The sequence below is a fragment of the Roseicella frigidaeris genome (genome assembly GCF_003258945.1).
Lineage (GTDB): Bacteria > Pseudomonadota > Alphaproteobacteria > Acetobacterales > Acetobacteraceae > Paracraurococcus > Paracraurococcus frigidaeris.
This window is the reverse complement of record NZ_QLIX01000014.1, coordinates 78656-90608: the sequence shown is the minus strand read 5'-3', so window position 1 is coordinate 90608 and position 11953 is coordinate 78656. Positions and strand designations below refer to the sequence as shown.

Genomic DNA, 11953 nt, shown 5'->3' with positions numbered 1-11953 from the left:
GACCGCGACCGCGATGCCGCAGAGGACGCTTCCATGCTGGCCAGACCCCTCCTCCTCGCCCTGATGATCGGCCTGCCCGGGGCCGCGCCCGGACTGGCGCAGCAGCCGACGCCCTCCGGCGCCCGCGCCGATGGCTGCCCGCCCGGCGCCCAGGCGGAGGCGGCGACGCCGCCGGCGCGCGAGAGCCGCGACGGCACCGCCCCGGGCAATGCCGGCTCGACGGGCTGGAGCGGCGGCACCGGCGGCTCGCAGATCGGCACCAACCCCCAGGGCGCCGTCTCCACCTCGCGGACCTGGCAGCCGCCGACCGCGCGCGGCCTCGACCCGCTGGCGACGCCGGCCAGCGCCCCGCAACGCTGCTGAGCGTCGTTGGAGCGTGATCGCCTGAGGTGGACTCACCGAAAAGCGTGGATCACGCGGCCAGACAACAAGCCAGACCATGGTCCGCGAACCTGTGTGAGCGGATCTGCTCTGAAAACAAAAGCCTAGGGCGCTTCCCCTGAACCGGTGTTCAGGGCAAGCGCCCTAGCCGTCTCGTGCCTCGATCCGCAGCCGCAAGCCGTCGCGGTTGAAGAACTCGCCCTCGCCCACCAGGGAACGGTCCTCGTGCAGCCGGCGCGTCAGGGCCGCCAGGCGCTGCCGGGCGAGCGCATCCTCCACCAGCCCTTCCCGCCCGGCGCGGTAGAAGACGGCGCCGGACCAGGCAACCCCGGCCTTGTCGAGCAGCGCCGCCATCTCTGGCCAGCGGGTCTCGTCGCCCATCACATGCAGATGCGCCGCGCGCAGGGGCTCGACCGTGTGCTCGGTGATGCGCAGCAGCACGATCAGCAGGGTGAAGGGACCGGTCGCGGCGAAACCCGCGGTGATCCAATCGTCGAAATCGGTCTCGCAGGCCGCGCTCATGCCGCATCCGGGGATGGCGGAAGAGAATGGGAGTCGAACCCACCCGGGACAGCCTCACTGCCCCACCCGGATTTGAAGTCCGGACGCCCCACCGGGGACGCATCCCTTCCAGAGGCCGGCCCGCCGGAGACTGGCCCTTCCGACAGGCTGAACAGATCGGCGCGGTGCGGGTTCATGCGCCGCAGATCGCCCCGGCGCAAGGTGACGCCCTGGCGGTCGAAGAAGTCGAGGATCTGGATCGCCACCTTGCGGCCGTTGTCCATGCGGTCGCGGAAGGCGGCGGCGGTGAAGACCCCGTCCGGCGCCTGCGCGGCGACATCCCGGGCGATCGCCGCCATCTCCGCCGTGGTGCGGCGGTCGAAGAAATGGTCATGCGCGATCTGGTCGACCCGGCCGAGCCGGGCGCAGGCCTTCAGCAGCCGCCGCACCTCCGTCTCCGGCACCTCGAGATCGCCGGCGAGGTCGCGCACCCGCGGCGGCCGGAAGCGCGCCGCGCCGCCGAGCCGCGGCAGGATGCGGGCGAAGAGCGCCTCATCCGCCGGGTCGAGCCGCACCGCATGGCCCGGCAGCCGGACGAAGGCCCCCTCCAGCACCAGCGCGCCCTCCCGCGCCAGCCGGGTGAGCGCGGCGAGGAAGGCCGGCCCCGGCAGGCGGGGCGTGAGCAGCAGGCGCAGCCGCTCCCGGCCCAGGCCCTGCTGGTCGGGAGTCTCCTCGTGGAAGCGGGCCAGCGTCGCGGCGAGGTCGCGCGCGAGGCCCTCCCAGCCGGGATGCGACAGCGCGTGCCGCAGCCCGCCAGCCTCCAGGATGACGGGCTCTTCCGCGGCGGCCAGCGCCGCCGCCTCACCCTCCGACAGCGCATGGTCGCGCGCGAAGCCGGTGAGCTCGACCAATCCGGGCGGCGTGGCGAGCAGCCGCGCCAACGCCTCGCCAGGGCTCGGCGCGGCCAGGGCCTCGAGCTGGGCGAGGCGTTCCGGCCCCTGGCGCCGTCGCGCCGGCGCGCGCAGGTCCAGGAATCGGCCGCCGCCGATGGTGTGCTGCGCCGAGACGTCGCGCAGGACGAAGCGGTCGCCCACCGCCGCGGCGATCGGCCGGTCGAGCACGATCTGCACCAGCCCCTGCCCGCCCTGCTGCACCGCCTCGCCGAGCGGCACCAGCCGGGCGCCGACCTCGGCGCTGGCATGGTGCAGCCGCGCCGGGAACCAGGTGCCGACCGGCTTCGGGGCGCTGGCGAGCAGGCGAAGCCGGGCATCGATCCGGTCGGTCGGCGCGTGCAGCACCGGGTCGAGCACCATGTCGCCGCGGGCGATGGCGTCCCGGCCGATGCCCTCGCCGGTGAGGTTCAGCGCGCAGCGCTGCCCCGCCAGGCCCCGTTCGGCCGGGCGGTTCTGCGCATGGATGGAGCGCACCCGCACCGGCAGCCCGCGCGGGCTCACCACCACCGCCTGGCCGGTGGCGACGGCGCCGGAGAGGACGGTGCCGGTCACGATGGTGCCGGCGCCGGCCAGGGTGAAGCAGCGATCCACCGCCAGCCGGAAGGCGCCGCCGGCGGCACGCGCGCCGGTCTCGGCGGCGAGGCCTTCCAGCGCCTCCCGCAGCGCCGGCATCCCTTCGCCGCTGCGGACCGAGACCGGCAGGATCGGCGCCGCGCCGAGCCCGCTGCCGGCCAGGGCGGCGCGGATCTCTCCCGTCACCGCCACCCGCCGCGGCGCATCGGCGAGATCGGCCTTGCTGAGGACGACGAGGCCGCGGGCGATGCCGAGCAGGTCGAGGATCGCCAGATGCTCCAGCGTCTGCGGCTTCACCCCGTCATCGGCCGCGACGACCAGCAGCGCCGCATCGATCCCGCCCGCCCCGGCCAGCATGGTGTGGACGAAGCGCTCATGCCCCGGCACGTCGACGAAGCCGATCACCGGTCCATCCGGGCGGGTGGCGAGATAGGCGAAGCCGAGCTCGATGGTGATGCCGCGCGCCTTCTCCTCCTTCAACCGGTCGGTGTCGATGCCGGTGAGCGCCTGCACCAGCGCCGTCTTGCCATGGTCGATATGGCCGGCGGTGCCGATGATCATGCCGCCGGCTCCGACGCTGCCTCGGGCAGCGGCGCCGCCGCGCACGCCGCGGCCTCCGCCTGCCCCGCCGCGTCGAGCGCCGCGCGGGCGGGGCCGAGGAAGGGCCGGGCGAGCTGGCTGCCGCCCGCCTCGGCCCGCAGCAGCCAGGCGAGCGCCGCCACCGGATCCGCCGCGATGCCGGCGCCGAGATGCAGAGCGGCGCCGAGCATGGCCTGGCCATCGGCATCGCCGCGCGCGGCGGCCTGGCACCACCAGCGCACCGCCGCCGCCGGGTCGCGCGGCACGCCCATGGCATGATGGTGCAGCATGCCGAGCCGGGTCATGGCGGCGGCGACGCCCTGGGCCGCCGCGGCCTCGGCCCAGCGCCGCGCCTCGATGGGATCGGGCGGCATCACCTCGCCCTCCAGCAGCATCCAGCTCAGCATGTCCTGCGCCAGCCCGTCCCCGGCCTCCGCGGCCAGGCGGTAGAGCGCGGCGGCGCGGGCGAAATCCGTCTCGATCCCCGGCCCGCCGCGCAGCAGCAGCCCGGCGAGGTTGCGCTGCGCCGGCGCGTAGCCGGCCTCGGCCGGCGGCGTCAGCCAGCGCAGCGCCAGGGCGGCATCCGCCGGCACGCCGAGCCCCTCGGCGAAGCAGGCGCCGATATTGCACTGGGCGCGCGGATCGCCGGCCCGCGCCGGCGCCTCCCACAAGGCGAGGGCCTGCGCATGGTCGCCGCGGCGGAAGGCGGCGAGCGCCGCCGCCATCGGGTCCTCGGCCGGCCGGCGCGGCGCCGCGACGCGGCGCAGCCGCTCAAGCCAGCCCATGCGGCACCGCGAGGCTTGCGAGATTGGCGGCAAAGCCGGCCTCGTCCTCGAGGCAGCGCAGGTCGAGCAGCAGCGCCCCATCCTGCAGCCGGCCGATCACCGGCCGCGGCAGGGCGCGCAGCGCGGCGACCAGCGCCTCCAGATCGCGCCCGCGCGGCGCCGTCACCCGCAGCCCGGCACTCGGCAGGGTCTCGAGCGGCAGGGCGCCGGAGCCGATCTGGCTGCGGCAGTCGCAGGGCGCGACGGCGAAGCCGGGCGGCAGACGCGCGGCGAGGCCGGGGGCGAGACGGCCGGCCATGGCGCCGATCTCCGCCGCCGGGCGCGTCAGCAGGCGCAGGCTGGGCAGCCGCGCCGCCAGCCGGTCCGGGTCGCGGTAGAGGCCGAGGGTTGCCACCAGCGCGGCGATGCGGATCTTGTCGAGCCGCAGCGCCCGCTTCATCGGGTTGCGGTTGATGGCGGCGATCAGGTCGCGGCGGCCCACGAGGAAGCCGGCCTGCGGCCCGCCGAGCAGCTTGTCGCCGGAGAAGGTGACGAGATCGGCGCCCTCCGCCACCGCCTCGCGCACCGTCGGCTCGCGCTGCAACCCGTAGCGCGCGAGGTCGATCAGCGTGCCGGAGCCGAGATCGTTCAGCAGCGGCACCCCGGCGCGTTTGGCGAGGGCGGCGAGGGCGGTGCCGCCGACCGCCGCGGTGAAGCCCTCGATCCGGTAATTGGAGGTGTGGACCTTGAGGATCAGCCCGGTCTCCGGCCCCAGCGCCGCCTCGTAGTCGCGCGCATGGGTGCGGTTGGTGGTGCCGACCTCGACCAGCCGGACGCCGGCGCGCGCCATGATGTCCGGCATGCGGAAGGCGCCGCCGATCTCGATCAGCTCGCCGCGCGAGACCACGGCCTCGCGGCCGGCGCCGAGGGTGTTGAGGGCAAGCAGCACGGCGGCGGCGTTGTTGTTGACCGCCGTCGCATCCTCGGCGCCGGTCAGCTCGCAGAGGAGCGCGCGCAGATGCTCGTCCCGCTCGCCGCGGCGGCCGGTGCCGAGGTCGAATTCCAGCGCCATCGCCTCGCGCATGGCGGTGGTGGCCGCCTCGATCGCCGCCTCGGCCAGCAGGGCGCGGCCGAGATTGGTGTGCAGCACCGTGCCGGTGAGGTTGAAGACCGGCCGCAGCCCCGAGGCCTGCCGCGCCGCCAGCCAGTCCTCGGCGCCGGCCAGGATCGCGGCCTCGGCGGTCGCGGCCTCGGCGCCGCCCGCGGCGCGCAGCCCGGCCAGCGCGGCGCGGATGGCGGCGGTCGCCTCGGCGCGGCCATGCGCCGCGATCAACGGCGCCGCCGCCGGGCTGCCGAGGACGCGGTCCACCGAGGGCAGGGCGCGCAGCGCCGCCTTCTCCACCATGGCCCTAATAGCCGATGAGGAAGGGATCGAAGCCGGCGCGGCGATACTCGGTGCCCTGCATCAGCAGGTCGAGGCCAAGGCTGCCGACATCATCCGCCAGCGGGTCGAGCGCCGGGTTCCTGTCCTGGTAGAGGATCTTCACCCAGGACCGGCAGGCATCGCAGGTCTCGGCCTTGATGGTCGCCGCCTCGTCCTCCGGCGCCCGGTAGCCGATGCCCTTGGTCGAGCCGCAGGCGAGGCATTTGATGCGCACCTCGTTCCAGTCCGTGCCGCAGAAGCCGCAGGCGGCATAGCGCGCGCCCTCGGCGCCCGGCCGGCCGGTGACGCAGGAGGCGAGGGGCGGGCCGCCGCAGACCGGGCAGAGCCCCGTCCCGACCGGCACCAGCCGCGCCGGGTCGAGCGCCGCCGCCTGGCGGGCGGCCTCGATCTGCAGCGCCGCGGAGAGGAAGAGATGCTCCGGCAGGGCATCGGTGGGTATGGAATCGGCGAGGACGTTGCGGCACATCGCCGCCCGTTCGGCCGGCTCGGCCAGGCGCAGCGCCGCCAGGGCCTCGGCCGCCGGCGGCGGCATGGCGAGATCGCCCATCGCCTCCAGCACCTGCGCGACCAGCGCCGGCAGACCCGGCGCATCGGCCATGGCCTGGCGGTCGAGCAGCGGCATGGCGGCGGCCCGGGCACGCTCGAGCCGGGCCTCGGGGAGCGGCGGGGCCGGCGGCAGGGCGGCGGCAATGGCGTGCTGGCGGGCGCAGAGCCCGGCGAGGAAGCGGAGATAGGGGGCCAGGTCGGACCCCGCCGCCAGCACCTCGAAGCGCTCGGCGCGCCGCCGGAATAGGGCGGCCGGGTCGGGCAGCAGCGCGAAGGGGGCTTTCGCCAGGCGCCCGATCGCGGCGGGATCGGGCTGCGGGCCTTGGAATGCGGACATGGCACCTCGGCGGGCCGGACCGGCCACGGCAGGATGTTGCGTTATTTCGCGGGCCTGGTCTTCCGCTGGCCCGCCAGCTCGCGCAGCCATTTGCGGTGGTGCCGCCAGGCCCAGCCGCCGGTGACCGTGCCGCGCGTCATCGCCCGCAGCGTGCCGCGCGTCCAGATGGCGGCGTAGACGTGCAGGATGAAGACGCAGATGATCAGCACGGCGGCGATGGAATGGACGAGCACGGCGATGCGACGGGCCGTGATCGAGAAATAGCCGGCGAAATACTGGTCCCAGATGCCGATGCCGCTGACGATCAGCAGCAGGATCAGCCCGGTCATCGCCCAGAAGATGAATTTCTGGCCAGCGTTGTATTTGCCGAGCTCGGGCAGCCTCTCCTCATGCCCACCAAGGACGTCGCGGATGCGCGACAGCCAGACGATGTCGACCCTGGAGGGCAGGTTGGCGCGCCAGAGCTGGAAGAAGAAGACGAAGAAGCTGACGAACAGCAGCACGCCGATCCAGGGATGGAAGGCGCGCGTGTTCTGGCCGCCGCCGAACAGGCCGGTGAGGAAGAACAGGCCCGGCCAGAACAGGGCCAGGCCCGAGATCGCCAGCAGAATCAGGCTGGTGGCCGTGACCCAGTGATTGAGGCGCGCGAGCGGCCCGTAGCGGTTCACCGTGACCGGCTTGCCCGGGACGATCGCGTCGCCGGGCTGGATCTCCTCGACATGGTCGCTCATCGAGGCTGCCCCGGTGGCGGCGGCGGCACCGGCCGCCCCTCGACCAGGTCCTCGGCGTGCCGCTCCTCCTCCTCGGAGACGCGGTTGGGCCGGGCGAACACGCCGTGGACGACGCTGCCCACCGCCATCAACCCCATGGCGGCGAGGCCGATATACTTGGTCACGCCCTTCCAGCTCTGCACCAGCGGCGAGATGCGCGGATTCTCCGGCAGGTCGGCATAGATGCCGGGCTTGTCGTTGTGGTGCAGCACGTACATCACATGCGTGCCGCCGACGCCGGGCGGGTCATACAGCCCGGCCTTGTCGTAGCCGCGCGACTTCAGGTCCTCGATGCGGCCGGCGGCGTGCTTCTTCATGTCCTCCTTGGTGCCGAAGACGATCGCCTGGGTCGGGCAGGCCTTGGCGCAGGCCGGGCCCTGGCCCACCGCGACGCGGTCCGAGCAGAGGGTGCATTTGTAGGCGCGGCGGTCGGTCTTGGAGATGCGGGGGATGTTGAAGGGGCATCCCTTGATGCAGTAGCCGCAGCCGATGCAGTTCTCGTGGATGAAATCGACGATGCCGTTCGAATACTGCACGATGGCGCCGGGCGCCGGGCAGGCCTTGAGGCAGCCCGGATCGGCGCAGTGCATGCAGCCATCCTTGCGGATGAGCCATTCGAGGTTGTCGGTCTCCGGGTTCACCCATTCGGTGAAGCGCATCAGGGTGAACATGTTCTCGGTGAGGTCGTGCGGGTTGGTGTAGACGCCTACATTCTCCCCGATCGCCGGCGTGGTGTCGTTCCACTCCACGCAGGCCGACTGGCAGGCCTTGCAGCCGATGCATTTCGAGACGTCGATCAGCTTGGCGACCGGCGTGAGCTGCCGCTCGGGCGGCGGCAGCCTCTCGGTCGCCGAGCGGCGCACCAGGTCGCCCGGCCCCAGGTTGCTGATCATCGACTGCGTCGGCGGGTTGCTGACCGCCGTGCGCGGGCTGTCGATCATGCCACCACCCCCGCCGGCGCCGTGCTCGGCTCGATATTGACGAGGAACGCCTTGTAGCCCGGCGTCTCGATATTCGCCTCGCCGACGAAGGGCGAGAGCGAATTCGGCCCGAAGCCCTTCTTCGCCGCGCCGACGAAGCCCCAGTGCAGCGGGATGCCGATGACATGCACCACCCGCCCGTCGCAGTGCAGCGGTCGGATGCGCTTGGTGACCACCGCCTTGGCCTTCACCGAGCCGCGCTTCGACCACACCCGCACCCAGCCGCCGGGCGTGATGCCCTTCTCCGCCGCCAGCTCCTCCGACAGCTCGACGAAGAATTCCGGCTGCAGCGCCGCATTCACCCGGTTGTGCTTGGTCCAGTAATGGAAGTGCTCGGTCAGCCGGTAGGAGGTCGCGGCATAGGGGAACTCCTCCGAGGTGCCGAATTGCGCCACGTCGTTCTGGAAGATGCGCGCCACCGGGTTGCCGCGCATCTTCGGGTTGAACACGTTCGGCACCGGCGATTCGAAGGGCTCCATATGCGCCGGGAAGGGCCCGTCGCGCATCATGCCGCGGGCGAAGAGCCGCGACACGCCCTCCTGGTTCATGATGAAGGGCCCGACCTCCTCCGGCTTTGCGTTGGGCGCGATATCCGGCACGTCGTAGCCGGTCCATTTCGCGCCGTCCCATTCCAGCAGCTTGCGCGACGGGTCCCAGGGCCGGCCCTGCGTGTCGCAGGAGGCGCGGTTGTAGAGGGTGCGCCGGTTCAGCGGCCAGGCGAAGGTCCAGCCGAGATAGGCGCCGGTCTCGTCCGGGTCGTGGTTGTCCCGCCGGGCCATGTTGTTGCCGGCCTCGTTGAAGCAGCCGGAGTAGATCCAGCAGCCGCTCATGGTGGAGCCATCGTCGCGGAGCTGCGAGAAATTCACCACCTGCTTGCCGGCCGGCACGAGGACCTTCGAGGGGTCGTTCGGGTCGGTCAGGTCCCGCAGGGCGCGGCCGTTGATCTCCTTCGCCAGTTCCTCCGGCTCCGGCTCGGTCGGGTCGTGATACTCCCAGGACAGGTTGAGGATCGGGTCCGGGAAGGCGCCACCCTCCTTGCGGTAGAGCTCGCGCATGCGCAGGAAGATCTGCGCCATGATCCAGGTGTCGTGCTGCGCCTCGCCGGGCGGCGTGCCGGCCGCCCAGTGCCACTGCAGCCAGCGCCCGGAATTGGTGAGCGAGCCCTCCTCCTCCGCGAAGCAGGTGGTGGGCAGCTGGATCACCTCGGTCTGGATGCTCTTCGTGTCGACGTCGTTGAACTCGCCATGGTTCTCCCAGAACCGGGCGGTCTCCGTCTCCAGCGGATCCATGGTGACGAGGAATTTCAGCTTCGACAGGCCGGCGACGATCTTGCCCCGGTTGGGGAAGGCCAGCACCGGGTTGAAGCCCTGGCAGATATAGCCGTTGACCCGCCCGTCATTCATCAGCTCGAACATGCGCAGGACATCGTAGGAGGGGACGTCGAGCTTCGGGATGTAGTCATAGGCCCAGTCGTTCCCGGCGGTGGCGGCGTCGCCCCACATCGCCTTCTGGAAGCTCACCATGAACTTCCGGTAGTTCTGCCAGTAGCTGGTCTGGCCCGGCCGCAGCGGCTTGAACTGCCGCGACTTCATGTAGGTCTCGAAATCCGTCTCCTTCTCCGTCGGCATGTTGAGATAGCCGGTGAGGAGATGCGACATCAGGCCGAGATCGGTCAGGCCCTGGATGTTCGAATGCCCGCGCAGCGCATTCATGCCGCCGCCGCGCACGCCGATATTGCCCAGGATGAGCTGCAGCATCGCCATGCCGCGGATGTTCTGCGCCCCATGCGAGTGCTGGGTCCAGCCGAGCGCGTACATCGAGGTCATGGTCTTGGTCGGCGAGGAGCACTCGCCGATCATCTGCGCCACCTTCAGGAATTTCTCCTTCGGCGTGCCGCAGATCCGCTCCACCATCTCGGGCGTGTAGACATCGACATGCTGCTTCAGCAGGTTCCAGACGCAGCGCGGGTGCTGCAGCGTCGGATCGGTGACGGCATAGCCGTCCTCGTCGATCTCATAGTCCCAGCTCGTGCGGTCGTAGTCGCGCTTCTCCGGGTCGTAGCCGGTGAACAGCCCGTCCTGGTAGCCGAAGCCCTCCTTGACGATGTAGGCGGCGTTGGTGAAGGCCTTGGTGTACTCCCACTGGACCTTGTCGTTCTCCATGCACCAGCGGATCACGCCCATCAGGAAGGCGATGTCGCTCCCCTGGCGGATGGGCGCGTAGAAATCCGCGACCGAGGCGGTGCGGGTGTAGCGGGGATCGACCACGATGAGCCTGGCGCCGCGATGCGCCTTCGCCTCGGTGACCCATTTGAAGCCACAGGGATGCGCCTCCGCCGCGTTGCCGCCCATGACGACGACGAGGTCGGTGTTCTTGATATCGGTCCAGGCATTCGTCATCGCACCACGACCAAAACTCGGGCCCAAACTGGACACCGTGGGGCCGTGTCAGACGCGCGCCTGGTTGTCGAAGCCGACGATCCCGAGAGCCTTGGCGACCTTGAAGGTGCACCAGGCGGTCTCGTTGGTGGTGGCGGAGGCGGCCAGCATGCCGGTGGTGGTCCACCGGTTCACCGCCGTGCCCTCCTGGTTGGAGGCGAGGAAATTTGCGTCGCGGTCGTCCTTCATCAGCCGCGCGATGCGATCGAGCGCCGCATCCCAGGAGACGCGCTCGAACTTGTCCGATCCGGGTCGTCGTACCATCGGGTATTGCAACCGCGTCGGCGCGTGCACGAAATCCTTCAGCGCCGCGCCCTTCGGGCAGAGAGTGCCAAGGTTCGTCGGGTGGTCGGCATCGCCCTCGATATGGACGATATCGGCCCGTTCCCCTTTCCGGACATCCCCCTTGGCGTAGATGATGACGCCGCAGGCGACCGAGCAGTAGGGACAGGTGTTGCGGGTCTCGGTGGTGTTGGCCAGCTTCATCGGCCGGACATGGGCGGCGACCGCCGCCTCGGCCTCGCCGAAGCCCATGGCGGCCAGCGAGGTGCCGGCCACCCCGGCTCCCGCGCCCTTCAGGAATCGGCGCCGAGATACTTCAACGTTCATGCGTTCTTCCCCGCCCCTGGGCACTGCCACTGGGATTGGCTTCGTACGACGGCGTACGTAGTAACACGGACAAATTAGCAAGCGGTAGAAGGCCCGGTTTCCGGCTTTAGGAGGGGATGGCGGGTTCGTGAACCGCCAGCCGGAAGCCCTGGATGGGGTGCCCGCCGGGCTGGACGCGGGGCGCCGGCCCCGGCACCCTGCCGCCATGCCAGGCTGGACCGTCGCCTCGGAGACCGGGCGCCTCGCCGAGGTGCTGGTCTGCCCGCCCGACCACTATCGCTGGATCCCGAGCAACACGATCGTCCGCCGCACCCTGGCGTCCGGGCAGCAGCCGGACCCGCAGGGACTGCAGGCGCAGCATGGCGAGCTGGTCGCGGCGCTGGAGCAGGCCGGCGCCCGGGTGCACCGCCTGCCGCCCGAGCCGCATCTGCCCTACATGGCCTATACCCGCGACAGCGTGGTGGTGACGCATCGCGGGCCGGTGCTCTGCCAGCTCGAGCGGCCGCAGCGCCGCGGCGAATACGCCCCGCTGCTGGACTGGCACGCGGCGCAGGGCGCCCGCTTCTGGCGCAAGAGCTCGGCCGGCACCCTGGAGGGTGGCGACGTCCATATCCTCCGCCCCGGCCTCGCCGTGATCGGCGCCAGCGGCGGCCGCACCGACCTGGCCGGGGCGGAGCAGCTCGCCGCCTGGCTCCGCGCCGAGGGCTGGGAGGTGCGGGTCGAGCCCTTCGACGAGCATTTCCTGCATCTCGACGTGCTGTTCTGCATGGCCGCGCCCGGCCTCGCCGCCGCCTGCCTGGAGGCGCTGCCGGAGGCGTTCACGGACTGGCTCCGGGCGCGCGGCATCCGCTGCCTGCCCGTCCCCTATCGGGAGACCATGCGCCTCGGCTGCAACATCCTCGCCCTGGGCGGGGACCGGGTGATCTCCGCCGCCGAGAGCCGCGACCTCAACGCCGCGCTGCGGGCCGAGGGGCTCACCGTGCTGGACCCGCCGCTCTCGCTCTTCACCGCCGGCGGCGGCGGGCCGCATTGCCTCACCTGCCCGCTGGCGCGGGAGGGGTGAGACCGGCGCGGCCGG

Annotated in this window: 9 protein-coding genes, 1 tRNA gene and 1 pseudogene; 2 read left to right on the top strand and 9 right to left on the bottom strand. The window is 71.9% G+C overall.

The window, feature by feature from the left end; genetic code table 11:
• The first annotated feature begins 33 nt into the window (after positions 1-33).
• A complete protein-coding gene (locus DOO78_RS17350) occupies positions 34-363 on the top strand; it encodes a hypothetical protein (protein ID WP_111471123.1) in 330 nt (109 codons plus the stop codon).
• Positions 364-525: 162 nt separating this feature from the next.
• Here DOO78_RS17350 and DOO78_RS17345 read toward each other — a convergent pair whose 3' ends face one another.
• From DOO78_RS17345 to fdnG, 9 genes and pseudogenes are all read right to left on the bottom strand, one after another.
• The gene (locus tag DOO78_RS17345; protein ID WP_111471122.1) at positions 526-903 is read right to left on the bottom strand and encodes a hypothetical protein; all 378 of its coding nucleotides are present in this window, start codon (positions 901-903) and stop codon (positions 526-528) included.
• 14 nt (positions 904-917) lie between these two features.
• A tRNA-Sec gene (locus tag DOO78_RS17340) sits at positions 918-1013 on the bottom strand.
• Between the two features lie 123 nt (positions 1014-1136).
• Positions 1137-2969: pseudogene (gene selB / locus DOO78_RS17335) on the bottom strand (selenocysteine-specific translation elongation factor); the annotation flags it as partial.
• Entirely contained in the window at positions 2966-3772 is an 807-nt protein-coding gene (locus tag DOO78_RS17330) for a tetratricopeptide repeat protein (RefSeq protein WP_111471121.1), read from the bottom strand. The gene DOO78_RS17330 and the pseudogene selB, both read right to left, overlap by 4 nt.
• The gene (selA, locus tag DOO78_RS17325; RefSeq protein ID WP_111471120.1) at positions 3759-5156 is read right to left on the bottom strand and encodes an L-seryl-tRNA(Sec) selenium transferase; all 1398 of its coding nucleotides are present in this window, start codon (positions 5154-5156) and stop codon (positions 3759-3761) included. Before selA ends, DOO78_RS17330 begins: the two co-directional genes overlap by 14 nt.
• Before the next feature lie 4 nt (positions 5157-5160).
• Positions 5161-6078 carry a formate dehydrogenase accessory protein FdhE gene (gene fdhE, locus DOO78_RS17320; protein WP_111471119.1) on the bottom strand — a complete coding sequence of 306 codons (918 nt, stop codon included), beginning with the start codon at positions 6076-6078 and terminating at the stop codon, positions 5161-5163.
• Between the two features lie 41 nt (positions 6079-6119).
• Positions 6120-6809 (bottom strand): formate dehydrogenase subunit gamma, encoded by a 690-nt coding sequence (locus tag DOO78_RS17315; protein ID WP_111471118.1) that lies wholly within the window; start codon positions 6807-6809, stop codon positions 6120-6122.
• Positions 6806-7789, bottom strand: coding sequence for a formate dehydrogenase subunit beta (gene fdxH, locus DOO78_RS17310; protein WP_111471117.1), 984 nt, complete (start codon positions 7787-7789; stop codon positions 6806-6808). Before fdxH ends, DOO78_RS17315 begins: the two co-directional genes overlap by 4 nt.
• Positions 7786-10875 carry a formate dehydrogenase-N subunit alpha gene (gene fdnG, locus DOO78_RS17305; protein ID WP_165838949.1) on the bottom strand — a complete coding sequence of 1030 codons (3090 nt, stop codon included), beginning with the start codon at positions 10873-10875 and terminating at the stop codon, positions 7786-7788. Before fdnG ends, fdxH begins: the two co-directional genes overlap by 4 nt.
• A gap of 205 nt (positions 10876-11080) precedes the next feature.
• On the opposite strand from fdnG, the gene DOO78_RS17295 reads away from it, so the two are divergent.
• Positions 11081-11938, top strand: a complete 858-nt coding sequence (locus DOO78_RS17295; protein WP_111471164.1) for a dimethylarginine dimethylaminohydrolase family protein — start codon at positions 11081-11083, stop codon at positions 11936-11938.
• Positions 11939-11953 lie beyond the last annotated feature (15 nt).